The following is a 24,320-nucleotide window of genomic DNA, read 5'->3' as shown; positions in this document are numbered from 1 at the left end:
GCGGCCGGTCCTACCGTACGGCGGCCCGCCGGTACGCCCACGTCGCCGCGGCCAGCGAGAGAACCCCCACCGCCGCGCAGATCGCGAGGAAGAACGCGATGAGACCCCAGTCCGGGCGGGCGTCGAAGGACCGGGCCAGCGCCTCGACCCCGTAGGTCGAGGGCAGCAGGTCACGCGCCCATCCCACCGGCTCCGGCAGCCGCTCGGCCGGCAGCACCCCGAGCAGCAGGGCCGCGGACATCCCCAGCTGGCCCAGCAGGGTGGCCAGCTCCGGGCGCGGGGCGAGCAGTCCGAGCGCCGCGCCGAGACCGGCGAGGGCGGCGCCGGAGAGCGGGACGACGGCCACCAGGACCCACAGATGGGTCATCGGCAGCTGGAACAGCACGCTTCCGGTGATCGCCGTGAAGACCGTGCCGGGCACGGTGAACGAGGCGTAGGCCGCCGCCGCGCCGAGCACCACGGCGGCGGGCGGCACCGGCAGGGTGGCGTAGTGGTCGAGCCCGCCGCCCGCCCGCAGCTGCCCGAAGTACTGGGCGAGCAGGTTGAGCGCGACGAACGCGACGACCAGGACGCTGGATCCCGCGACCACCGCGCGGGCCTCCGCACCGCCGTCCACGACGCCCCGCATGAGGATCATGATCCCGACGGACTGGAAGGTCGCCACGAACAGGAGCGGGATCCGGGCGACGCGCGCCCGGGAGAGCTGGGCGCGGTAGACGGCGGCCAGCGAGGGCAGCAGCCGGGCGCGCGGCGCGAGGGGGGCGGAGACCGTGCGGGCGGGGCCGGTACCGGGGGTGCCGGGCGCGGGCCGGGCGCTCGACGGCGCTGTCCTGGCCGGAATGATGCTCGTCACCTGCGGCTGCCCCCCTGAGACAGGTCCATTGCGTCCCTCACGTCCGAACCGCCGCGTACGCGCACCGCGGTCACCCCCATCACGCTGCCCACGCCCCTCACGCCTTAACCAGCCCCTTGGTCGCATCGGCCGCGTCTCCCCCGAGGGCGAGATAGACATCCTCCAGGCTGGGCGTGGCCAGGGTGAAATCGTCGAGCGCGGCGAAGGCCGCGCCGCCCGTCACCGCGGCGACCGCGGCCCGCGCCTCGTCCGGTCCGAGGCGCAGCACCCAGCGCCGCCCGGACTCCTGGGCGGACGGGCGCAGGGCCGCCACCTCGGGGACGTCCAGCGGGGCCCGTTCACGCCAGACGAGCTCGACGCGCACCTCCCCGGCGACCTGCTCCTTGAGCCCGGCGGGGGTGTCGCAGGCGATGACCCGGCCGCGTTCGAGGACGGCGACCCGGTCGAGGACGGTCTCGGCCTCGATCACGTTGTGGGTGACCAGCAGGACCGTGGCGCCGCGCTCCGCCCGGCGGCGGTCGACGGCGGCCCAGACGGCGCGGCGGGCGACCGGGTCCATTCCGGTGGTGGGTTCGTCGAGGACGAGGACGGGCCGGTCGCCGACCAGGGCGGCGGCGAAGCAGGCGAGCCGTCGCTGACCGCCGGAGAGCTTCTTCAGGGGCCGCCCGGCGATCGCGGTGAGGCCCAGCTCCTCCAGGACCGCGTCGCGCTCGGCGCGCGCGTCCCGAACGGCGAGACCGCGCAGCCGTCCGGTGGTCTCGGCGGCGAGCGAGACGGTCAGTTCGTCGAGGGCGGTGGACTCCTGCCCCAGGTAGCCGATCAGCCGGGAGGCCCGCTCGGGGTGGCGCACGAGGTCGTGGCCCAGCACCTCGACGCTGCCGGAGTCGGGCCGCATCAGCCCGGTGAGCTGGCGGACCAGGGTGGACTTGCCGGCGCCGTTGGGGCCGAGCAGTCCGAAGATCTCGCCGCGCTCGACGTCCAGACTGATGCTGTCGGTGGCGCGGACCTCGGGCGCCGCGGGAGTGCCCCGGCGGCCTCGGACGGCGGGATAGGTCTTGACCAGATCGCGCACCGCGCACACGGTGCCGGTGTCCCTCTGCGCCTGTGCAGTGCCCGTACTCACGAGGTACGAGGGTACGGGGTCACATGCCCCGGTTCGCGTCCGGGGCCACCCGCGTCGCCGGGCGCCGCGGGAGGCCGCGGGGCTACTGCTCCCCCGCCGGTACGTGCTCGGCGGCGGCCCGCACGTCGATCTCCCGCCAGAAGCCGGCCCGGATCGCGTAGCGGTCGTGCTCGTCGATCTGGTCGTCCTTGTGGGCGAGGAGCCCGAAGCGGGCCGCGTACCGCAGCAGTTCGCCGTCGATCCGGTGCGGGATGCGCGGGTACAGGGTGGAGAGTCTCTGCAGGCGGACGGTTTCCGGCAGGCGCTCCATCCAGCGGCGGGCGAAGACCTGGCCCACCTCGAAGGGGTCGCCGCCGACGGTGGTGATGTCCTCCTCCCGGTCCGCCCAGCGCTGTTCGGCGGTGGTGACCTGGGCGAGGGTGGGCAGGGACGCGGTCTCGGCCGGCTCGCCGAGGGGCCCGCCCCGCTCCACCCACCCCTTGTCGGAGGACCAGCGCAGCGTGGCGCCCCCGGGCTGGGGCGGGTGCTGGCGGTCCGGGTGGGTGGCGTGGGCGCGCAGCGCGGCCAGGTCCTTGGGGGTGGGGACGGTCTTGTGGCCGGGGGCGGACGGGGCGTCGGGGGTGGCGGGGGTGTTCTCTGCGGGGGCGGGCGCGCCGCTGCGGGCCGCGGCGGCCTGGGCCTCGGAGGCGCGTTCGGCGGAGGCGGCGAGGGCGGCCTCCGGCAGGGGTGCGGAGAGGATCGCGGCGATCTCGGGGCGCGGGGCGGGCGGCGGGGCGCAGGGGCCGCCGAGGTCCTTGGCGCGTACGGCCTTGGTGATCCAGGCCCGGTCGAGGACGCGCCGTTCGTCGGCCTCGGCGACGAGGTCCTCGGACTGGTTGTAGTCGCCGTCGGCGGCCTGCACGGCCCAGAGGTGGACGGCGACCCCGTGTTCCTTGGCGGACATCAGACCGGGCAGCAGATCGCCGTCCCCGGTCACCAGGACCACGTCGGAGCAGGCGCGGTTCCTCGCCAGTTCGGTCAGCTCGGCGTGCATGGCGGCGTCGACGCCCTTCTGTGCCCAGCGCCCGTCGCTGCGGGTCAGGGCGCCGAGCCGGACGGTCACGCGGGGCATCACGCGGAGTCGGCGGTGCTCGGGCTGGGGCACCCGGTCGGGGGCGCCGTCGAACCAGTAGATGCGCAGCAGGGGCTGTTGAGTGTCGGCCTCGGCGCGCTCGCGCAGCCCCTGGATGAGGGCCGCGTGGTCGACGGTGATGCGGGAACGGGCGGGCTCTCCGGCCAGCAGGCTCGCGGCTGCGCCCAGCAAGTAGCCGGCGTCCACCAGGACGACGCAACGGTCCACGCGTTCCACCCTCTTCCGAATTCGGGAACGTTTCGGCGGCCCGCTCCTCGATGACCGGGTCCGCTTACCCAGGGTTTCTTTCGAGTCTGCCCGACCGCGCGGGGGTTAACGGCCGGAACTGGATCATCGGCGTGGCGGATCCGGAAAGGAAGAGGGCAGGGAGGGCGAGGGGCGAGGAGGGGCGCTGCGCACAGGGCGTCGGGGGGACGGGAAAGGGCGGGGCGAGGGGGACGGGAAGGGGCGGGGCGAGGGGGACGGGAAGGGGCGGCGGAACGGCCCCCACCGCGGAAACCGCTACGCACGGTAATGATCCAACATGCGGTGTTTGCGGCGCTATGTGAGTCTGACAGCGGTCCTGGCCCCCCAGGATTCCCCACAGGAGGCATTCACCATGGCCAAGAACAAGAACCGCAAGCAGGGCAGCCAGCACGACCGCGCGTCCGCGTCGGAGCGTGGCGCGGAGCAGGCCAAGTCGACGGCGTACGAGTCGCAGAACCAGCCGCAGGCGCAGGCCCAGGGCAGCCCGTCCGACGTGGCCCGCAAGCACCAGCGGCGCTTCGGCCACAACTGACCCGTCGGCCGCGTGCGGTAGAGACAGGCGTTGACGACGAGAGGGGCGTCCCGCATCGGCGGGGCGCCCCTCTCGTCGTGGTCCGGGTGATCCGGCCGGGGCTCAGCCGGCCAGGCAGGCCGGGCCGAGCAGCACCTTCAGGTCGCCGAAGAGGGCCGAATCGGCCTTCACCCGGTGCCGGTCGAGCCGCAGGACGGTGGTCTTGCGGGGGCCCTGGAGCCTGATGCGCACCTCGGTGTCGCCCCGGTGGTGGCTGAGCACCTCGCCGAGCCGGGTGACCATGGGCGGGGTGATCTTCACGGTGGGGATGGTGAGGACGACGGGCGCGTTGGTCCCGGCGTTGGAGATGTCGGGGACCTGCATCTCCATGGCGACCAGCCGGGGCACGTCCTCGCGCTTGTCGAGCCGTCCCTTGACGAAGACGACGGTGTCCTCGACGAGCTGGGTGGAGACCAGCTGGTAGGTGGCGGGGAAGAACATGCACTCGATGGAGCCGGCCAGGTCCTCGACGGTGGCGATGGCCCAGGCGTTGCCCTGCTTGGTCATCTTGCGCTGGAGGCCGGAGATGATGCCGCCGACGGTGACGATGGCGCCGTCGCCGTAGTCCCCGCCCATGAGCTGGGAGATCGAGGAGTCGGCCTTGTCGGACAGCACGTGCTCCAGGCCGAACAGCGGGTGGTCGGAGACGTACAGGCCGAGCATCTCCCGCTCCTGGGCGAGCAGGTAGGCCTTCTCCCACTCGATGTCGGAGAATTCCACGTCGAGCCCGAACCCCGGCTCGCCGCTCTCCTCCTCGCCGCCCCCGAAGAGGTCGAACTGCCCCTCGGCCTCCTTGCGCTTGACCTGCACCACGTTGTCGATCATCGGCTCGTGGTGGGCGACGAGGCCCTTGCGGGTGTGGCCCATCTCGTCGAAGGCCCCGGCCTTGATCAGCGATTCGACGGTGCGCTTGTTGCAGACGACGGCCTCGACCTTGTCGAGGAAGTCGGGGAAGGTGCTGTACTTCCCCTTCGCCTTGCGGGACCGGATGATCGAGTCGACGACGTTCTGACCGACGTTGCGGATGGCGGTCAGGCCGAAGAGGATCACGTCGTCGCCCTGGGCGGCGAAGTTCGAGAGCGACTCGTTGACGTTGGGCGGGAGCACCTTGATGCCCATCCGGCGGCACTCGTTGAGGTAGACCGCGGACTTGTCCTTGTCGTCCTTGACCGAGGTCAGCAGGGCGGCCATGTACTCGGCGGGGTAGTTCGCCTTGAGGTAGGCGGTCCAGTAGGTGACCAGGCCGTACGCCGAGGAGTGCGCCTTGTTGAACGCGTATCCGGCGAACGGCACCAGGACGTCCCACAGCGACTTGATCGCGGCGTCGGAGAAGCCCTTCTCCTTGGCGCCCTTCTCGAAGAGGACGAAGTTCTTCGCCAGCTCCTCGGGCTTCTTCTTGCCCATCACGCGGCGCAGGATGTCGGCCTCGCCCAGGGAGTACCCGGCGACGATCTGGGCGGCCTTCTGGACCTGCTCCTGGTAGACGATCAGGCCGTAGGTGAGGCCGAGGACCTCCTTGAGGGGCTCCTCCAGCTCCGGGTGGATCGGGGTGATCTCCTGGCGGCCGTTCTTGCGCTCCGCGTAGTTCGTGTGCGAGTTCATGCCCATCGGGCCCGGCCGGTAGAGGGCCGAGACGGCGGAGATGTCCTCGAAGTTGTCGGGCTGCATCTGGCGGAGCAGGGAGCGCATCGGCCCGCCGTCGAACTGGAAGACGCCGAGCGTGTCACCGCGGCAGAGCAGTTCGTAGGTCTTGGGGTCGTCCAGCGGCAGGGCGAGCATCTCCAGGTCGATGCCCTTGTTGGACTTCACCATCTTGATGGCGTCGTCCATGATCGTCAGGTTGCGCAGGCCGAGGAAGTCCATCTTCAGCAGGCCGAGCGACTCGCACTGCGGGTAGTCCCACTGCGTGATGGTGACGCCGTCGGTGTGCCGGACCCAGACGGGCGCGTGGTCGACGATGGGCTCGCTGGACATGATGACGCCGGCGGCGTGCACGCCCATCTGCCGCACCAGGCCCTCGACGCCCTTGGCGGTGTCGATGACCTTCTTGACGTCCGGTTCGCTCTCGTACATCCCCCGGATCTCGCCCGCCTCGCTGTAGCGCGGGTGCTTGGGGTCGGTGATGCCGTTGAGGTCGATGCCCTTGCCGAGGACGTCGGCGGGCATGGCCTTGGTGAGCCGGTCGCCCATCGCGTACGGGTAGCCCAGCACACGGGCCGAGTCCTTGATGGCGTTCTTGGCCTTGATCTTGCCGTAGGTGCCGATCATGGCGACCTTGTCGGCCCCGTACTTCTCGGTGACGTACCGGATCACCTCGACGCGCCGACGCTCGTCGAAGTCGATGTCGACGTCGGGCATGGAGACGCGCTCGGGGTTGAGGAACCGCTCGAAGATCAGTCCGTGCTCGATCGGGTCGAGGTCGGTGATGCCCATCGCGTACGCCACGATCGAACCGGCGGCGGAGCCACGGCCCGGGCCCACCGCGATGCCGTTGTTCTTGGCCCACATGATGAAGTCGGCGACGACCAGGAAGTACCCCGGGAACCCCATCTGGATGATGATGTCCATCTCGTACTCGACCTGCTTCTGCCGGTCGTCGGGGACCCCGTTCGGGAAGCGGCGGGCCATGCCGACCCGGACCTCCTCCTGGAACCAGGTGACCTCCGTGAAGCCGTCCGGGATCTCGAACTTCGGCATGAGGTTCTTCGCCTCGAACATGCCGGTGGTGTCGATCTGCTGGGCGACCAGGAGGGTGTTGGCGCACCCCTCCTGCCAGGCGTCGGAGGAGTCGACGGCGTACATCTCGTCCGTCGTCTTCAGGTAGTAGCCGGTGCCGTCGAAGCGGAAGCGGTCGGGGTCCGAGAGGTTCTTGCCGGTCTGGATGCAGAGCAGGGCGTCGTGGGCGGTGGCCTCGTGGGCGTACGTGTAGTGGGAGTCGTTGGTGACGAGCGGCGGGATGTTCAGCTTCTTGCCGATCTCCAGCAGCCCGTCGCGGACCCGGCGCTCGATCTCGATGCCGTGGTCCATCAGCTCCAGGAAGTACCTGCCCTCGCCGAAGATGTCCTTGTAGTCGGAAGCCGCCTGGACCGCCTCGTCGAACTGGCCGAGCCGCAGCCGGGTCTGCACCTCGCCGGAGGGGCAGCCAGTGGAGGCGATGAGCCCCTCGGACCACTGGGAGATGGTCTCCTTGTCCATCCGGGGCCACTTCTGGAGCCAGCCCTCGGCGTACGCGTCGGAGGAGAGCCGGAAGAGGTTGTGCAGCCCCGTCTTGTTGGACGCCCAGATGGTCTTGTGGGTGTAACCACCGGAACCGGACACGTCGTCGCGCTTCTGGTGCGGCTGTCCCCACTGCACCTTGCGCTTGTGTTTGCGCGACTCGGGGGCGACGTACGCCTCGATGCCGATGATCGGCGTGACGTCCGCCTTCTTCGCCGAGTGGAAGAAGTCGTAGGCGCCGTGGAGGTTGCCGTGGTCGGTCATCGCGATGTGCGTCATGCCCATCTCGTTGGCCGCTTCGAACATGTCCTTGAGCCGCGCCGCACCGTCCAGCAGCGAGTACTGGGTGTGAACGTGCAGGTGCGTGAAGGGCGGCTTGGTCACGGCGTCGGGCCTCCGGGAAGTCGGGCGATGACGGACGGGGGGACAGCGTGGAAGTCTACGACGTGACGGAGACGAACGACGGGCACTCCCGGCTTCCGCCGAGCGTTGGAGAAGGCGGGACACCTGTCCGTTTTGTCATGCACTCGGTCGGGGCTCGACGAGGGCCCGATCGGCCGGACCGCGGGTCCGGCCGGACCCGCCAGCTACAGCAGGAGGCAGCAAGAAATGTCGGAAACGCAGACCGGCGCGGCGCAGCGCGGGGAGCAGATTCTCGCCGTTTTCGACACCGCCTTCGGGGAGCTGCTGGCCGCCGATCCGGCCGCCTTCCGGGTCAAGTTCCGCAAGATGGCGGGCTCGGCCTTCGCCTTCTACCGGGGCACGGCCTGCCTGTTCTACGGCGACCTGGAGCGGGAGCGGCACGGCGGCCCGTTCCTGGACGAGCGCACCGGCCGGGTCTGGATCCACGGCGATCTCCACGCGGAGAACTTCGGCACCTACATGGACGCCAACGGCCGCCTCGTCTTCAACGTCAACGACTTCGACGAGGCGTACGTGGGCCCCTTCACCTGGGACCTGAAGCGCTTCGCCGCCTCCGTGGCGCTGATCGGTTACGCGAAGGCGCTCTCCGACGAGCAGATCAGCGAGCTGGTGACGACCTTCGCCGCCTCCTACCGCGAGCGGATCCGCGCGCTGGCGACGGGCGCGAAGAACGACGAGGTGCCGCCGTTCACCCTGGACACCGCGGACGGCCCGCTGCTGGGCGCGCTGCGCGCCGCCCGGTCGCGCACGCGTTTCTCGCTGCTCGACTCGATGACGACGATCCGGGACTTCGAGCGCCGGTTCGCGGACGGCGGCGGGTCGATCGACCTGGACGCCGCGACGCGCTACAAGGTGCTGGCCGCGTTCGACGGCTATCTGGAGACGCTGCCGGAGTCGAGCCTGGCCCGTCCCGACTCCTACCGGGTCAAGGACGTGGTGGGCCGCCGGGGCATCGGCATCGGCTCCGCCGGGCTCCCCTCGTACAACATCCTCCTGGAGGGCAACAGCGACGCCCTGGAGAACGATGTGGTGATCTACCTCAAGCAGGCGCAGACCCCGGCGGTCTCCCGGCACATCACGGACGCCGCCGTGCGGGAGTACTTCCAGCACGAGGGGCACCGCACGGTGATCTCACAGCGCGCGCTCCAGGCGCACGCGGACCCGTGGCTGGGCTGGACCGAGCTGGACGGGGCGGGCCAGCTGGTCGCCGAGGTCTCGCCGTACGCGGTCGACCTGGACTGGTCCGACATCGACGAGGTGGACGAGATCGCGGCGGTCGTCGCCGATCTCGGCCGGGCCACGGCCACGATGCACGGGGCCGCCGACGACGAGAGCGGGCACTCGCTGGTGCCGTTCTCCACCGAGCGGGCGATCGACGCGGCCATCGCGGCCGACGAGGAGGGCTTCGCGCCGATGCTGGTCGACTTCGCCCACAGCTACGGGGCGCGAGCCCGCGAGGACCACCAGATCTTCGTCGACCTCTTCCGCAACGGCCGGATCCCGGGTCTGTAGGGCGCGGGAGTCCCCGGGGAGGCCCCCGGGGACTCTCAGCCTCTTTTAAGGTCCGCTTACCTCGACACATGACACACTTTCCGGCGATGGACATCTCAGGGACGCAGCTCAGGGTCGCGCGCGCGGCGGTCTTCACCGCGCTCGTCGTCACCCTGTCCACGGCGTCCCACGTGCTGCTCTCCCGGGTCCCGCTGCCGCTGACCGCGGTCGCGCTGCTCGCCGCCGCGGTCTTCGCCGTGGCGTACGCGCTGGCCGGCCGGGAGCGCGGCTTCGGGGCGATCGCGGGCCTGCTGGTCCCGCTGGAGCTGGCCGCCGACACGCTGTTCACCACGGGCCAGCACCTCTGTTACGGGGCGGCGGGCGGCCCGGTCGCGGGCACCCTGCGCGCGGTGGGCTTCGACGTCCTGTGCGGCGGCGGCGAGGTCGGCGCGGGCGGGGCCCGGATCGCGGGCGTCGGCACGGTGGGCACCCCGCTGGCCGGGGTGGCCGGCGCGGGCGACCGTGCGGCGGCGCTGCTGGCACAGCCGGGGCCGGCCGTGCCCTGGCTGCTGCTCGTCGCCCACGTGGCGGTCGGGCTGCTCGCCGCGGCCTGGCTGCGGCGCGGCGAGGCGGCCCTGGCCGGGCTGCTGCGCACGGCGGCCCTGCTGGCCTTCCGGCCGCTGCTGATCGCGGTCGCCGTGGTGCGGGCCGGCGTCCGGGCCGCGGCCCGCCGCTCCCGGCCCGTCGGGCGTCCGCACCCGCCGCTGACCGCCCGTCTCCTCGTGCACTGTGTGGGACGCAGGGGCCCGCCGCTCGCGACGTACGCCGCTGCCTGAGGGCACGGCCGCGCGACGACGACAGCACCGCCCACCCCCACACACGTACACACGGAGAACGATCATGAGCAAGCGCAACACCCAGGCGAACAAGGCAGCGGCCCGCGAGCGGCTGCGCGCCGAGCGCGAGGCCCAGGCCAAGAAGGACAAGACCCGTAAGCAGCTCGTCGTGGCGGTCTCGGTCGTCGCCGCCCTCGCCGTGGTCGGCGGCATCAGCTACGGCGTGATGCAGCTGAACAAGCCGGACGCCTGGGAGAGCGCCGCCGACGCGAAGAACGTCACCGCGCCGAAGAACACCTCGGGCGACGACGGCACCACCGTGGTGATCGGCGAGTCCGGCGCGAAGAAGACCCTGGAGCTCTACGAGGACTCGCGCTGCCCGGTCTGCGCCACGTTCGAGCAGGGCGTCGGCGAGACCGTCTCGAAGGACGTCGAGGCCGGCAAGTACAAGGTCAAGTACGTCGGCGCGACCTTCATCGACAACACCGACAACGGCGAGGGCTCCAAGAACGCCCTGAGCGCGCTCGGCGCGGCACTGGACGTGAGCCCCGAGGCGTTCATGGAGTACAAGGCCGCCCTGTACTCCGCGAAGTTCCACCCCGAGGAGAGCGACGACAAGTTCGCCAAGGACAGCTACCTCATCGAGGTCGCGGACTCGGTCGACGCGCTGAAGGGCAACAAGGACTTCCGGAAGGACGTCGAGGACGGCACGTACGACGCCTGGGCCATGAAGATGTCCAAGACGTTCGACAAGAGCGGGGTGCAGGGCACGCCGACCCTGAAGATGGACGACAAGAAGATCACGGCCGAGGGCAGCGAGAACGCCCCGATGACGGCCGACGAGTTCACGAAGGCCATCGACAAGGCGCTCAAGGCGTAACGCCCTCCGCTTCCGCGACACCCGGTGCTCCGGGCGGGCCGACCGCCCGGAGCACCGGGTGTCGCGCGTTTCCGCGCCGGGCGTCGCGCGTTCCTACAGAGTGGCCAGGAAGCCCAGCGCGACCTTCCAGGTCTGCTCGGCCGCCGCCTGGTCGTAGTCGTGCAGATCCGGGTCGGTGAACAGGTGCCCGGCCCCGGGATAGCGGTAGATCTCGACGTCCGCGCCGGCGCGCTGCATCTGGAGGTACCAGCTGTTCAGCCAGTCGTGCGACTCGAAGGGGTCCGGGTCCGCGACGTGCAGCTGTACGGGGAGCTCGTCCACCGAGGCGTTCTCGGCGATGTCCGAGGTGCCGTGGAACAGCAGCAGCCCCCGGGCCTTCGCGTCGCCGAGCGCCAGGGTCTGCGCGGTCGCCGCCCCGAGCGAGAAACCGGCGTAGACCAGCCCCTGGTCCGAGTAGGGCGCGGCGGCCAGCACCGCCCGCTTCAGCAGCTCGTCCTTGCCGATCCCGTCCTGGTGGGCCATGCCCTCTTCCACCGTGTCGAAGGTGTGCCCCTCGAACAGATCGGGCACGCGCACCTCATGGCCGGCGTCCCTGAGGCGCGCGGCCGCCGCGTGCACGGCGGGCGTGAGCCCGTACGTCGAGTGGAAAAGCATGATGTTCATGAGGCCCATGGTGCCATTCGCGCCCCACGGGCCGCCCTACAGCTTGGAGGACGAGGGAATGGAGAGCGTGCTGCGCCCGCTGATCGTCATCGGCGGTTCCGTGGTGATCACCCTGCTGGTCGGCTGGCTGGTCGACCTGCTGCTGCGGCGGGCCGACAGCCGTCATCACGAGACCCCGCTGTGGGGGCTGCTGAGGCGCTGTCGGCCTCCCTTGCAGGTGGTGCTCATCACGGCGCTGCTGCGCAGCAGCTACCGCCAGATGGGGGTCGACTGGATCCGCGACCACCGCGCCGGGATCGGCCAGGTGCTGACCCTGGTGCTGATCGGCGCGTCGGCCTGGCTGGTGGTGCGGATCGCGGCGACGGTCGTGGAGGCCAGCTACGCCCGGTACGCCACGGCCAGCCGCGACCCCGCCCGGGTGCGCCGGGTCCGTACGCAGGTGACGCTGATCCAGCGGGTGGTCATCGCGGTGGTGACGGTGGTCGCCATCGCGGCGATGCTGCTCACGTTCCCGCCGATGCGGGCGGTCGGCACGTCGATGCTGGCCTCGGCCGGTCTGCTCGGCATCGTCGCGGGTGTCGCCGCCCAGTCGACGCTCGGCAATCTCTTCGCCGGGTTCCAGATCGCGTTCGGCGACATGGTGCGGCTCGGCGACACCGTGGTGGTGGACGGCGAGTGGGGGACGATCGACGAGATCACCCTGACGTTCCTGGCCGTACGGACCTGGGACGACCGGCGGATCACGATGCCGGTCTCGTACTTCACCAGCCAGCCGTTCGAGAACTGGTCGCGCGGCGGGGTGCAGATGACCGGCACGGTCTACTTCCACCTCGACCACTCCGCTCCGATCGCGGCCATGCGGAAGAAGCTGCGGGAGCTCCTCGGGGACATCGCCGCCTGGGACGGCCGGGACTGGTCGCTGGCGGTCACCGACACCACGCCGACCACGATCGAGGTGCGCGCGGTGGTCACGGCGAAGGACGCCGACGACATCTGGACAGCGCGCTGCGCGGTGCGCGAGCAGCTGATCGGCTGGCTGCGCGACCACCATCCGTACGCACTCCCGCGGGTGGCCACCGCGCCCGCCGCGCTGCCGCCGGGCGAGCAGTGGGCGGAGCTGACCGGCGCCGGGCCCCGGACGTTCCGCGGGAGGACCGTGGCGGCCGACGGGGAGGACTCCCGGGCCCCGCGCACGGGCCGCGGCTGAGATCTGCGCCGACTCCTCAACGCAGCGAGCGGAAGTCCAGATACCGCAGCACCCGGTCCACGACCTCCGGGTCGGAGCCGGGTTCGCTGCGCGCGGAGAGCACCTCGTGGCGGGCGGCGGACATCATCTCGCGCTGGACCCGGCTGACCGCCTTGAAGCGCTCGGCGCGCTGGGCGTAGGCCTCGCGCCGCTCCTCGTCGACCATGTCCGGGCTGATCCGGGCGCCGATGTCGTACGCGGCGCGCTGGAGCCGCTCCATGACCTCCTCGGGGAACTCCTCGACCTCCTGGATCTCCTTGAGGCGGTACTTGGCGGCCTTGGCGGCCCGGACGGCGAGGTCCCGTTCCAGCGCCTCCTCGGCCTCGGTGTCGGCCCGGACCCTCAGCTTGCGCACCAGCCAGGGCAGGGTGAGCCCCTGGAAGACCAGGGTGGCCATGATCACGGCGAACGCGATAAAGATGATCTCGTCGCGGCCGGGGAAGGGCTGCCCGTCGTCGGTCTCCAGCGGGATCGCCAGCGCCAGGGCGACCGAGGCCACCCCGCGCATCCCGGCCCACCACATCACGACCGTCTCCCGCCAGCTGGTGGGGATCTCCTCGCTGACGTCGCGGCGGGTGTGCAGGCGCTTGGCCAGCCAGGTCGCGGGGAGCAGCCAGAGCAGCCGTACGCCGACGACGACCCCGACGATCGCGAGTCCCCAGCCGACCATCTCCAGGGCGTGCCCGTCGGCGGTGCCGAACACGCTGTGCAGCTCCAGGCCGATCAGCCCGAAGGCCACGCCGGTCACCAGGGTGTCGACGATGTCCCAGAAGGTACGTCCGGTGAGCCGGCCCAGCACGTCGTCGGCGTCGGCGGTGTGCTCGGCGAGGAACAGCGCGACGGTCAGGACGGCCAGCACGCCGGAGCCCATCAGCTCCTCCGCCAGGACGTAGGCGACGAACGGCACCAGGAGGGTCAGCCCGACCTGGAGGGTGGCGTCGCCCAGCAGGTTCATCAGCTTGATGGTGAGCCAGCCGAGCGCGAGGCCGACGGCGACCGCGACGACGGCGGAGAGGACCAGCAGCCCGAAGGCCTCGGGGAGCGAGAAGGTGCCGCTGACGGCGGCGGCGATGGCCACGTGGTAGAGCACGATGGCGGTCACGTCGTTGAAGAGTCCCTCGCCCTCCAGGATCGACACCAGCCGGCGCGGCAGTCCCACGGAGCCCGCCACGGCGGTCGCCGCGACCGGGTCGGGCGGGGCGACGAGAGCGCCGAGGGCGACGGCCGCGGCGATGGGCAGCCCCGGCACGATCGCGTTGGCGACCGCGGCGACGGCGGCGGTGGTGACGAAGACGAGGGCGACGGCCAGCAGGAAGATCGGGCGTCTGTTGGCGGCGAACTGCCGCCAGGAGGTGCGCTGCACGGTGGCGTAGAGCAGCGGCGGGAGCAGTGCGGGAAGGATGATCTCCGGCGGGATGTCGACGTTCGGCACGAACGGCATGAAGGCCATCGCGATGCCGATGAGGGTCATCAGCACCGGCGCGGGGAGCCCCAGCCGGTCACCGAGCGGCACCGTGACCACGGCCCCGAGCAGCAGCAGGAGCAGCAGGGACATCTGTTCCACGGGGTGCCTTCCGGAGCGTGCGGGTCCGGCGGGTCACGAGCGGCCGAACAGGGCTCCACCCTGCCACGCGGGGTGTGCGTTTCGACCGATACCCCCCGGCACCGGGCCGACGGCGCCGCTTCCGGCACTCAGGCCGGGCGGATCTCCCGTCGCATGGCCCGGTGCGGCATGCCCGCGTCGGGGAACTCGGGGCCGTACGCGAGGTATCCGAGCCGCTCGTAGAAGCCGAGGGCGTGCGTCTGGGCGTGCAGGTCGACGGCGGCCAGGCCCAGGGCGCGCGCCTCGTCCTCGATGGCCCGCACCAGGGCGGCGCCGACCCCGTGGCCGCGGGCCTCCCGGCTCACCGCGAGCCGGCCGAGGGAGCCGACGGCGGGGTCGCCGCCGGTCTTCCCCGCGGCGTCGGCGCCGTGCAGCAGCCGGCCCGTGCCGAGCGCGGTGCCGTCCGCCGTGACGGCGAGGACGTGCACCGCGGTCGCGTCGTGGGCGTCGTACTCCAGCTCCTCGGGCACGTTCTGCTCGCCGACGAAGACCTCCTTGCGGACCTGGAAGCAGGCTTGGAGGTCGCCCTCCTCGACGGCCCTGCGGGTGCTGTACGGGGCGGGGGCGGAGGTCACTGGCTCTCCGCGGAGATGGTGTCGAGGGCGTGCTGGAGGTCGGCCGGGTAGGTGCTGGAGAACTCCACCCAGCTGCCGTCGCTCGGGTGCTCGAAGCCGAGGCGGACGGCGTGCAGCCACTGGCGGGTCAGGCCGAGGCGCTTGGCCAGCGTCGGGTCGGCGCCGTAGGTGAGGTCGCCGACGCAGGGGTGGCGGTGGGCGGACATGTGGACCCGGATCTGGTGGGTGCGGCCGGTCTCCAGCTTGATGTCGAGGAGGCTGGCGGCCCGGTAGGCCTCGATCAGGTCGTAGTGGGTCACCGACGGCTTGCCCTCGGCGGTGACCGCCCACTTGTAGTCGTGGTTGGGGTGACGCCCGATGGGCGCGTCGATGGTGCCGCTCATCGGGTCCGGGTGGCCCTGGACGAGGGCGTGGTACTTCTTGTCGACGACCCGGTCGCGGAACTGGGCCTTGAGCAGGGTGTAGGCGCGCTCGGACTTGGCGACGACCATCAGGCCGGAGGTGCCGACGTCGAGCCGGTGGACGATGCCCTGGCGCTCGGCGGCGCCGGACGTCGAGATCCGGTAACCGGCGGCGGCGAGGCCGCCGATGACGGTGGTGCCGGTCCAGCCGGGGCTGGGGTGGGCGGCGACGCCGACCGGCTTCATGATGACGACGATGTCGTCGTCGTCATGGACGATCTCCATGCCCTCGACGGGCTCGGCGACGATCTGGACGGGGGCGGGGGCCCCCGGCATCTCGACCTCCAGCCAGGCGCCTCCGTGGACCCGCTCGGACTTCCCGGCCACCGAGCCGTCCACCTGGACCTTCCCGGCCGCGGCCAGCTCGGCGGCCTTGGTGCGGGAGAAACCGAACATCCGGGAGATGGCGGCGTCGACGCGCTCGCCCTCCAGGCCGTCGGGTACGGGCAGGGTGCGGATCTCGGGGTGCGTACTCACCTGTCGAGTATGCCTTGCGCGGAACGCTCCCCGCGCGGCCCGGTCAGTCCTTGTGCACGGTCCCGTCGGGGTCCAGGCCCTTGAAGGAGAGGATCACGATGAGGATGCCGCCGCACACGATGGCGGAGTCGGCGAGGTTGAAGACGGCGGAGTTCTTGGGGGCGATGAAGTCCACCACCGCGCCCTCGAACACGCCGGGCGCCCGGAAGATGCGGTCGGTGAGGTTGCCGAGCGCACCGCCCAGGAGCAGCCCCAGGGCGATGGCCCACGGCAGGCTGTAGAGCTTGCGGGCGATCCGGAAGATCACGACGATCACTCCGGTGGCGATGATGGTGAAGATCACCGTGAACGCCTCGCCGATGCCGAACGCGGCGCCCGGGTTCCGGATCGCCCGGAACTGCAACCAGTCCCCGATGATGTCGATCGGCGGCTGGTGCTCCAGCTTCGCGACCACGAGCATCTTGCTGCCCAGGTCGAGGAGATAGGCCACGACGGCCACGCTCAGCAGGGCGAGGATCTTGCGCTTGCCCCGGCCCGCGTTCACGGCCGCGTCGGCGGCGGTGCTGCCGCCCTCGTCCGTGCCGTCGACATCGGGGTTTTCCGGCATACCGATGATGCGCTCCGCCTCTGCCACGTGAGTCCCTCAACCTAGGTGCCTGCCTGAGGATGAGGGTACGACACACCTGTGCGGATCAGCCGCGCCGCTCCTGCTTCTGCTTGTCCTCGACGCACAGCGTGGCCCGGGGGAAGGCCTGCATACGCGCCTTTCCGATCGGTTTGCCGCAGATCTCGCAGAGCCCGTACGTTCCGGCCTCCAGCCGGGCGAGCGCCCGCTCGGTCTGCTCCAGCATCTCCTGGGCGTTGGCGGCGAGCGACAGCTCGTGCTCGCGGGTGATGTTCTTGGTGCCGGTGTCGGCCTCGTCGTCGCCCGCCCCGTCGCCGGAGTCCCGCATCAGCCCGGCGAGCGCCGCACCGGAGGCCTCCAGCTCGCTGCGGAGCCGCAGCGTCTCGCTCGTCAGCAGGGTGCGCGCCTCGGCGACCTCCTCGGGTGTCCAGGGGTCCTCCCCGGGCCGTACGGCCAGCTCGTCGGGGGCGGCGGCGCGGGCCGGCGGCACGGGGGCCGTGGCCTGTGCGCCCGCTGCCCGACGACTCGCGCTCTTCTTGGCTACCACCGTGCGGTCTCCCGTCTGCTCGGCGGCCCGGGCCGCCTCCGTGGCCTCGTCCGAGGCCTTCTTGGCCGCGATCTTCCCGGCGGGGGTCTTCTTCGCCGCCGTCTTCTTGGCGGACGCCTTCCTCGCTGAGGTCTTCTTCGCGGTCGTCTTCTTGGCGGCGGTCTTCTTCGCCGTCCGCTTCGCGGGCGCGGGCGCCTGCTCGGCCGGCGACGCGTCGGTGCCGTCGTGCTCGGCCGCGGACTCTTCCGCCGTCTTCTTCGCCACCATGGCCGCGGCCCCTTCACATATTGTGATCTTGCTCGCGAATCGTGCTGGGACGATAAATCGACTCCAGCCCCGCGGCAACGGGGCACGCCGCCTTCTCGCCCCTCCCCGCATCCGGTCGTGGCGCGCCTGCCTCCGTTGTTCCCAGCTCCCCGTCCGGTAATCCGGCCCTCGGGCCCCGCCGGGAAGTCCTTCTCCCCCGTCCCGCCACTCGGGTCACGCCCGCGCGCCGCCGATAACCGGTCGGCCGTCGCCCGTACGGGCCCGTACACTGGCCCCAGCGAGAGGCTTGGATGGGACGAGTAGCGCCGTACGCAGCCAGCAGCGACCCGGGGACGGTGGGAGCCCGGGGGCGAGCGCGCCGCGAAGATCACCCCGGAGCCGCCGGAAGAACGTCTTGACCGATGGGCCCCGCCCGTCGCCCCCAAGGCCACTAGACCCGGCATCGCGACCCCAATGAGGGGGCCATGGGCCTGTGCCCGGGGCCAAGGAGGGTGGTACCGCGGGAGCCGAGACGCTCTCGTCCCTCCGACGGAAGTGGAAGACGTCCGCCGGAGGAAGCCGCACATGACATCGCCGCAGTACCGCCAGGTACCCGCCCAGGTCGACCTGCCCGCGCTGGAACACGCCGTTCTGGACTTCTGGCAGGAGAACAAGGTCTTCGCCAAGAGCCTGGAGCGGTCCGAGGGCCGCCCCGAGTGGGTCTTCTACGAGGGTCCGCCCACCGCCAACGGCATGCCGGGCGCCCACCACATCGAGGCCCGCGTCTTCAAGGACGTCTTCCCCCGCTTCCGCACCATGCAGGGCTACCACGTGGGCCGCAAGGCCGGCTGGGACTGCCACGGCCTGCCGGTCGAGCTCGCGGTGGAGAAGGAGCTGGGCTTCAACGGCAAGAAGGACATCGAGGCGTTCGGCATCGCCGAGTTCAACGCCAAGTGCCGTGAGTCGGTGACCCGGCACACCGACGCGTTCGCCGAGCTGACGACCCGCATGGGCTACTGGGTCGACCTGGACGACGCGTACCGCACCATGGACCCGGAGTACGTGGACTCCGTGTGGTGGTCGCTCAAGGAGATCTTCAACAAGGACCTGCTGGTCCAGGACCACCGCGTCGCCCCCTGGTGCCCGCGGTGCGGCACCGGCCTCTCCGACCACGAGCTGGCCCAGGGGTACGAGACGGTCGTCGACCCCTCGGTCTTCGTCCGCTTCCCGCTCACCTCCGGCCCGCTGGCCGGCGAGGCGGCCCTCCTGGTCTGGACGACCACGCCGTGGACGCTGGTCTCCAACACGGCGGTCGCCGCCCACCCCGAGGTCCGCTACGTCGTCGCGACGGACGGCGAGGAGAAGCTCGTCGTCGCCGAACCCCTCCTGGAGAAGGCGCTGGGCGAGGGCTGGGAGGCGACCGGCCGGTCGTTCACCGGCGCCGAGATGGAGCGCTGGACCTACGAGCGCCCCTTCACCCTGGTCGACTTCCCGGCGGAGGCCCACTACGTGGTCAACGCCGAGTACGTCACGACCGAGGACGGTACGGGTCTGGTCCACCAGTCCCCCGCGTTCGGCGCCGACGACCTCGTCGTCTGCCGCTCCTACGGCCTGCCGGTCGTCAACCCGGTCCGCCCGGACGGCACCTTCGAGGAGGATCTCCCCCTGGTCGGCGGCGTCTTCTTCAAGAAGGCCGACGAGGCGCTCACCGCGGACCTGGACGCGCGGGGCAGACTCTTCCGCCACGTCCCCTACGAGCACAGCTACCCGCACTGCTGGCGCTGCCACACGGCGCTGCTCTACTACGCGCAGCCCTCCTGGTACATCCGCACGACAGCGATCAAGGACCGGCTCCTCCAGGAGAACGAGAAGACCAACTGGTTCCCGGACTCGGTCAAGAACGGCCGCTTCGGCGACTGGCTCAACAACAACGTCGACTGGGCGCTCTCCCGCAACCGTTACTGGGGCACGCCGCTGCCGATCTGGCGCTGCGAGGACGGCCACCTCACCTGCGTGGGCTCACGCGCCGAACTGACCGAGCTGACGGGCCGGGACCAGTCGTCCCTCGACCCCCACCGCCCGTTCATCGACGAGGTCACCTTCACCTGCACGCACCAGAACTGCCAGCTGGAGGCGTACCGCGTCCCGGAGGTCATCGACGCCTGGTACGACTCGGGTTCGATGCCGTTCGCGCAGTGGGGCTACCCGTACCAGAACAAGGAGGTCTTCGAGAACCGCTACCCGGCGCAGTTCATCTCGGAGGCCATCGACCAGACCCGCGGCTGGTTCTACACGCTGATGGCGGTCGGCACCCTGGTCTTCGACAAGTCGTCCTACGAGAACGTGGTCTGCCTGGGCCACATCCTCGCCGAGGACGGCCGCAAGATGTCCAAGCACCTGGGCAACATCCTCCAGCCGATCCCGCTGATGGACCAGCACGGGGCGGACGCGGTGCGGTGGTTCATGGCGGCGGGCGGCTCCCCGTGGGCGGCGCGGCGCGTGGGCCACGGCACGATCCAGGAGGTCGTCCGCAAGACGCTCCTCACCTACTGGAACACGGTCGCCTTCCAGGCCCTGTACGCGCGCACGTCGGGCTGGGCCCCCTCCGGGGCGGACCCGGCCCCGGCGGACCGCACGGTCCTGGACCGCTGGCTGCTGAGCGAACTGAACGCGCTGGTCGACCAGATGACCGTCGCGATGGAGGGCTACGACACCCAGCGCGCCGGCAAGCTGCTCTCGGCGTTCGTGGACGACCTCTCCAACTGGTACGTACGCCGCTCGCGCCGCCGCTTCTGGCAGGGCGACAAGGCGGCGCTGCGCACGCTGCACGAGGTCGTCGAGACGGTCACGCGCCTGATGGCCCCGCTGGTCCCGTTCATCACGGAGCGGGTCTGGCAGGACCTGGTCGCTCCGGTGACGCCGGACGCCCCGGAATCGGTGCACCTGTCGACCTGGCCGAAGGCCGACCTGTCGGCGGTCGACCCGACGCTCTCCACGCAGATGGCGCTGGTACGCCGCCTGGTGGAGCTCGGCCGGGCCACGCGCGCCGAGTCGGGCGTGAAGACCCGTCAGCCGCTGTCGCGCGCGCTGGTGGCGGCGACGGGCTTCAGCGCCCTCTCCCCCGAACTGCGCGCCCAGATCACCGAGGAGCTGAACGTCACGTCGCTGGCCTCGCTCTCGGAGGTCGGCGGCTCCCTGGTCGACACGACGGCGAAGGCCAACTTCCGCGCCCTGGGCAAGCGGTTCGGCAAGGGCGTCCAGGCGGTGGCCAAGGCGGTGGCGAACGCGGACGCGGCCGCGCTGTCCCTGGCCCTGCGCGAGGGCACGGCCTCGGTCGACGTCGACGGCGAGCGGATCACCCTCTCCCCCGACGAGGTCATCATCACGGAGACCCCGCGCGAAGGCTGGTCGGTCGCATCGGACGCGGGCGCGACGGTCGCCCTGGACCTGGAGATCACCCCGGAACTGCGCCGCGCGGGCCTGGCCCGTGACGCGATCCGCCTGATCCAGGAGGCCCGCAAGAACAGCGGCCTGGACGTCGCGGACCGCATCGCCGTCCGCTGGACCTCCACGTCCCCCGCGACGGTGGAGGCCCTCACCGAGCACGCCCCCCTCATCTCCGAGGAGGTGCTCGCCCCGGACTACGCGGAGGGCGAGGCGGACGCGGGCTACGGCGAGACGTTCGAGGACGAGGGCCTGGCGCTGACGTTCCGCCTGCGCAAGCGGTAGGAGGAGCCCGCACGCCCGAAGGGCCCGGCCGGACACGTTCCGGCCGGGCCCTTTCGCGTACCCGCTTCAGGGGCTCCGCCGCCCGGCCGGCCCCTCCGGCGATCGAGGAGCGGGGTCCGGGGCGCACCCGGCGCTCGAGGGCGAAGGGACCCGGGCGGCGCCCCGGTCTCGGGAAGGGGCGGGCCAGGGGAACAGACCCACCGCAGGCGCACCCCACCACCGCGACGGCCCCCGCCCACGCCAAAGGGCCGGGCCCCGGGAGAATCCCGGGGCCCGGCCCTCTGCCTGCCGACGGCTACGCGCTCAGCGAGCGCGAACCGCTCAGTTGTCGTCCTCGTCGATCAGGAACCCGCGCATCGGCGAGGGCGCCTGCTGCATCGGCTGCGGCGCCTGCGGCCGCACCGGCGCCATCGGCTGCGTCATCGCGGGCGACATCTGCTGCTGGCCACCGTAGGACGGCGCGCCGCCCATGCCGGACTGGCCGCCACCCATCTGCTGGCCGCCGTGGCCACCGTGGTTGGAGCCGCCCATGGAGTGACCCATCGCACCCGCACCGGCCGGGGCCAGCGAGGGGGACGGCGGCAGCGAGGCGGCTGCCGGGGTCCGCGGCGGGGCGAGCGAGTCGTCCGCCTGGGTCTCCAGCTGACGCAGCTGGCTCTCCAGGTAGGACTTCAGCCGCGTGCGGTACTCGCGCTCGAAGCCGCGCAGGTCCTCGACCTTGCGCTCCAGCGTCGCGCGGGCCGACTCCAGCGAGCCCATCGCCACGCGGTGCTTCTCCTGCGCGTCCCGCTCCAGGGCGTCGGCCTTGGCACGCGCGTCGCGCTCCAGGCCCTCGGCACGGCTGCGCGCCTCGCCGACGATCTTGTTGGCCTCGGAACGGGCCTCCGCGATCGCCTGGTCGGCGGTCTGCTGGGCGAGCGAGAGGACACGGGCGGCGCTGTCGCCACCGGGGCCCTGCCCCTGCTGCTGCATCTGCGGCGGCTGCATCTGCTGCATCTGCTGCTGCTGGGGGTGCTGACCCATGGGGCCGCCCATCGGGCCGCCCATCGGGCCGCCCTGCATCGGGCCGGGGCCGTGCGGGCCCTGCGGACCGGGGCCATGGCCGCCCTGGGGGCCGTGGCCACTGGGACCTGCGGGCAGCTGCGGCGCGCCACCGGGCAGCTGGGGCGGACCCATCTGCGGAGGCTGCTGCTGCGGCGGTCCTGATATGGCGGCGGGAACGGGGGCACCGGGGCGGTCCTGCTGCTCCGGAGGCTTGCGCATACCCTGCTGCTGTTGCTGCTGCTGGTTCTGCGCGGCGGCACGCGTCGCGGCGGCCAGCTTGGCGCGCAGGTCCTCGTTCTCACGGAGCAGACGGGTCAGCTCCGATTCGACCTCGTCGAGAAAGGCATCGACCTCGTCCTCGTCATAGCCTTCTCGGAGGCGGACGGTCGTGAACTGCTTGTTCCGCACGTCCTCGGGGGTCAACGGCATCTCTTCTTCACCTCTACGTAGTCGTCGGCAGTCGGCAGGACCGTATCGCTCACAACCTGACCACAACGCTGATCAGGAGGTAGACGATGATCATCAGAACGAAGAAGGACAGGTCGAGTGCCACGCCCCCGAGACGCAGCGGCGGGATGAACCGCCGCAGAAGCTTGAGCGGTGGATCGGTGACAGTGTAGGTGGCCTCAAGTACGACCACCATCGCCTTGCCGGGTTGCCATGAACGTGCGAACTGGAAGACATAGTCCATGACCAGCCGGAAGATCAGCACGATGAGGAAACACATCAGCGCGATATAGACCACATCCAGTGCGACGCCCATGTCTCGCTGTTCCCTCTCCCCTGGCTCTCGTCAGCTCCGGCCCGTGGCCGGCACCGGCCTCTCGGCCGGGTTGTTCCCGGTGTCGTGTTCTCAGCTCTGGTTGAAGAATCCGCCCTCTGCGATGCGGGCCTTGTCCTCCGCCGTGACATCGACGTTAGCAGGCGACAACAGGAACACCTTCTGCGTCACGCGTTCAATGCTGCCATGGAGACCGAAGACGAGTCCTGCGGCAAAGTCGACAAGTCGCTTCGCGTCCGTGTCGTCCATCTCCGTGAGATTCATGATCACCGGAGTGCCCTCACGGAAGTGTTCCCCGATGGTACGGGCCTCGTTGTAGGTCCTGGGGTGCAGCGTGGTGATGCGGTACGGCTCCCGCTCGGACACGACCTTGGGCATGATCACCGGTGCGTTCTTCTCCATGTTCGGGCGTTCAGGTGTGATGGATGCCACGGGGGCGATCCGGGCGGGTCGCACGCTTTCCGCGGGGAGCTGAACCGGCTCGCGCGGGGCGGGCGGTTGCACCACTCGTACCGGTTCGTCCCTTTCGCGCTCGCGCTCGCGTTCCCGCTCCGCCTGGTGGGGGGGCTGATGCCGCCGCCGGTCGCGCTCGGGCTCCGGCTCAGGTTCGAATTCGTCATCGGGGTCGAACCCCGGACCGTCGTACCCATCGTCCTCCACGAGGCCGAGGTAGACCGCCATCTTGCGCATCGCGCCGGCCATGCTCCGAGTCCTCCGCTCTGTGGTGGATCGGCATTCGTCACCAAGTGCCCGCGATCCACTGTGGTCTGCCCGCTGTGAGCGGTAATGACCATATTTTCTGCTGTGGTCCGACTTGCTTCGCGACGTTACCCGAGCCGGGGTCGGACTCCGAGTACCGCCGTACCGACGCGTACATGTGTCGCTCCGGCCGCCACCGCGTCCTCCAGGTCCCCGCTCATACCTGCGGAGACCATGTTCGCAGCCGGATGACCTGCGCGCAGGCGGGATGAGATTTCCATCAGCCGGTCGAACGCGGCCCGTTGCCGGCCGGCGAACTCACCGGCCAGCGGGGCCACGGTCATCAGTCCGTCGAGCCGCAGCCCGGGCGCCGCGCCGATCGCGGCCGCCAACTCCGCCACCCCGTCCGGCGCGACGCCGCCGCGCTCACCCCGCTCGCCGCTCTCGGCGTCCAGGGCGACCTGGATGAGGCAGCCGAGCTCGCGCTCCCCGCGCACCGCGGCGGCGGAGAGGGCGGTGACCAGCTTGGCGCGGTCGACCGACTGCACGACATCGGCATAACCGATCACCGACCGAACCTTGTTCGTCTGCAATTGCCCGACAAAGTGCCATGTCAGCGAAAGATCCGCACAAGCGGTGGCTTTGGGGGCGGCGTCCTGGTCACGATTCTCCGCGACATGGCGCACACCGAGTTGGTGCAGGATCCGCACATCGCTCGCGGGGTAGGTCTTGGTGACCACGATCAGGGTCACTTCCTCGCGCTTGCGACCGGCCGCGGCACAGGCGGAGGCGATCCTTTCCTCCACCTGCGCCAGATTCGCGGCGAGTTCAGCCTTACGGTCCGTCATGCCCT

Annotated in this window: 20 protein-coding genes; 6 read left to right on the top strand and 14 right to left on the bottom strand. The window is 71.1% G+C overall.

Annotation, left to right across the window (positions count from 1 at the left end):
* Positions 1-10 precede the first annotated feature (10 nt).
* From DTB53_RS24055 to DTB53_RS24045, 3 genes are all read right to left on the bottom strand, one after another.
* Positions 11-853, bottom strand: coding sequence for an ABC transporter permease (locus DTB53_RS24055; protein WP_012381317.1), 843 nt, complete (start codon positions 851-853; stop codon positions 11-13).
* Between the two features lie 97 nt (positions 854-950).
* Positions 951-1,934: an ABC transporter ATP-binding protein gene (locus tag DTB53_RS24050; protein ID WP_003969731.1), complete on the bottom strand. Its 984-nt coding sequence runs from the start codon at positions 1,932-1,934 to the stop codon at positions 951-953.
* Positions 1,935-2,058: 124 nt separating this feature from the next.
* The gene (locus tag DTB53_RS24045; RefSeq protein ID WP_012381316.1) at positions 2,059-3,324 is read right to left on the bottom strand and encodes an NYN domain-containing protein; all 1,266 of its coding nucleotides are present in this window, start codon (positions 3,322-3,324) and stop codon (positions 2,059-2,061) included.
* A 382-nt stretch (positions 3,325-3,706) separates the two neighbouring features.
* Here DTB53_RS24045 and DTB53_RS24035 point away from each other — a divergent pair, with 382 nt between their 5' ends.
* Positions 3,707-3,886 (top strand): hypothetical protein, encoded by a 180-nt coding sequence (locus DTB53_RS24035; RefSeq protein ID WP_003969729.1) that lies wholly within the window; start codon positions 3,707-3,709, stop codon positions 3,884-3,886.
* A gap of 102 nt (positions 3,887-3,988) precedes the next feature.
* Here the strand turns inward: DTB53_RS24035 and dnaE are convergent, their stop codons facing one another.
* A complete protein-coding gene (dnaE, locus tag DTB53_RS24030) occupies positions 3,989-7,525 on the bottom strand; it encodes a DNA polymerase III subunit alpha (RefSeq protein WP_012381314.1) in 3,537 nt (1,178 codons plus the stop codon).
* A 225-nt stretch (positions 7,526-7,750) separates the two neighbouring features.
* Between dnaE and DTB53_RS24025 the strand changes: the two genes are divergently transcribed.
* The 3 genes from DTB53_RS24025 (at position 7,751) to DTB53_RS24015 (ending at position 10,771) form a co-directional block, all read left to right on the top strand.
* Positions 7,751-9,076 carry a DUF2252 domain-containing protein gene (locus DTB53_RS24025; protein ID WP_003969727.1) on the top strand — a complete coding sequence of 442 codons (1,326 nt, stop codon included), beginning with the start codon at positions 7,751-7,753 and terminating at the stop codon, positions 9,074-9,076.
* An 86-nt stretch (positions 9,077-9,162) separates the two neighbouring features.
* Positions 9,163-9,891: a hypothetical protein gene (locus DTB53_RS24020; protein ID WP_012381313.1), complete on the top strand. Its 729-nt coding sequence runs from the start codon at positions 9,163-9,165 to the stop codon at positions 9,889-9,891.
* A 64-nt stretch (positions 9,892-9,955) separates the two neighbouring features.
* Entirely contained in the window at positions 9,956-10,771 is an 816-nt protein-coding gene (locus tag DTB53_RS24015; RefSeq protein ID WP_012381312.1) for a DsbA family protein, read from the top strand.
* A gap of 93 nt (positions 10,772-10,864) precedes the next feature.
* On the opposite strand, the gene DTB53_RS24010 is transcribed toward DTB53_RS24015, so the two are convergent.
* Positions 10,865-11,443 carry a dienelactone hydrolase family protein gene (locus tag DTB53_RS24010; RefSeq protein ID WP_003969724.1) on the bottom strand — a complete coding sequence of 193 codons (579 nt, stop codon included), beginning with the start codon at positions 11,441-11,443 and terminating at the stop codon, positions 10,865-10,867.
* Between the two features lie 49 nt (positions 11,444-11,492).
* Between DTB53_RS24010 and DTB53_RS24005 the strand changes: the two genes are divergently transcribed.
* The gene (locus DTB53_RS24005; RefSeq protein WP_003969723.1) at positions 11,493-12,641 is read left to right on the top strand and encodes a mechanosensitive ion channel family protein; all 1,149 of its coding nucleotides are present in this window, start codon (positions 11,493-11,495) and stop codon (positions 12,639-12,641) included.
* 16 nt (positions 12,642-12,657) lie between these two features.
* Here the strand turns inward: DTB53_RS24005 and DTB53_RS24000 are convergent, their stop codons facing one another.
* The 5 genes from DTB53_RS24000 to DTB53_RS23980 form a co-directional block, all read right to left on the bottom strand.
* Positions 12,658-14,244: a Na+/H+ antiporter gene (locus DTB53_RS24000; RefSeq protein WP_012381310.1), complete on the bottom strand. Its 1,587-nt coding sequence runs from the start codon at positions 14,242-14,244 to the stop codon at positions 12,658-12,660.
* A gap of 128 nt (positions 14,245-14,372) precedes the next feature.
* Positions 14,373-14,858 (bottom strand): GNAT family N-acetyltransferase, encoded by a 486-nt coding sequence (locus tag DTB53_RS23995; protein WP_012381309.1) that lies wholly within the window; start codon positions 14,856-14,858, stop codon positions 14,373-14,375.
* Positions 14,855-15,796, bottom strand: a complete 942-nt coding sequence (locus DTB53_RS23990; protein WP_003969718.1) for an RluA family pseudouridine synthase — start codon at positions 15,794-15,796, stop codon at positions 14,855-14,857. Before DTB53_RS23990 ends, DTB53_RS23995 begins: the two co-directional genes overlap by 4 nt.
* 43 nt (positions 15,797-15,839) lie before the next feature.
* Positions 15,840-16,430, bottom strand: a complete 591-nt coding sequence (gene lspA / locus DTB53_RS23985; RefSeq protein WP_003969717.1) for a signal peptidase II — start codon at positions 16,428-16,430, stop codon at positions 15,840-15,842.
* Between the two features lie 58 nt (positions 16,431-16,488).
* Positions 16,489-17,235, bottom strand: coding sequence for a TraR/DksA family transcriptional regulator (locus tag DTB53_RS23980; RefSeq protein WP_003969716.1), 747 nt, complete (start codon positions 17,233-17,235; stop codon positions 16,489-16,491).
* A gap of 564 nt (positions 17,236-17,799) precedes the next feature.
* On the opposite strand from DTB53_RS23980, the gene ileS reads away from it, so the two are divergent.
* A complete protein-coding gene (gene ileS, locus DTB53_RS23975; protein ID WP_012381308.1) occupies positions 17,800-20,943 on the top strand; it encodes an isoleucine--tRNA ligase in 3,144 nt (1,047 codons plus the stop codon).
* A gap of 321 nt (positions 20,944-21,264) precedes the next feature.
* Here the strand turns inward: ileS and DTB53_RS23970 are convergent, their stop codons facing one another.
* The 4 genes from DTB53_RS23970 to DTB53_RS23955 form a co-directional block, all read right to left on the bottom strand.
* Positions 21,265-22,416 carry a DivIVA domain-containing protein gene (locus tag DTB53_RS23970; RefSeq protein ID WP_012381307.1) on the bottom strand — a complete coding sequence of 384 codons (1,152 nt, stop codon included), beginning with the start codon at positions 22,414-22,416 and terminating at the stop codon, positions 21,265-21,267.
* Positions 22,417-22,465: 49 nt separating this feature from the next.
* The gene (locus DTB53_RS23965; protein WP_003969712.1) at positions 22,466-22,750 is read right to left on the bottom strand and encodes a YggT family protein; all 285 of its coding nucleotides are present in this window, start codon (positions 22,748-22,750) and stop codon (positions 22,466-22,468) included.
* 90 nt (positions 22,751-22,840) lie between these two features.
* On the bottom strand, positions 22,841-23,470 hold the full coding sequence (locus DTB53_RS23960; protein ID WP_003969711.1) for a cell division protein SepF: 630 nt from the start codon (positions 23,468-23,470) through the stop codon (positions 22,841-22,843).
* Between the two features lie 125 nt (positions 23,471-23,595).
* The gene (locus DTB53_RS23955) at positions 23,596-24,315 is read right to left on the bottom strand and encodes a YggS family pyridoxal phosphate-dependent enzyme (RefSeq protein ID WP_012381306.1); all 720 of its coding nucleotides are present in this window, start codon (positions 24,313-24,315) and stop codon (positions 23,596-23,598) included.
* Between the last annotated feature and the right edge of the window lie 5 nt (positions 24,316-24,320).

Source organism: Streptomyces griseus (assembly GCF_900460065.1).
Classification (GTDB): domain Bacteria; phylum Actinomycetota; class Actinomycetes; order Streptomycetales; family Streptomycetaceae; genus Streptomyces; species Streptomyces griseus.
This window is presented reverse-complemented; position numbering and strand designations above follow the sequence as displayed.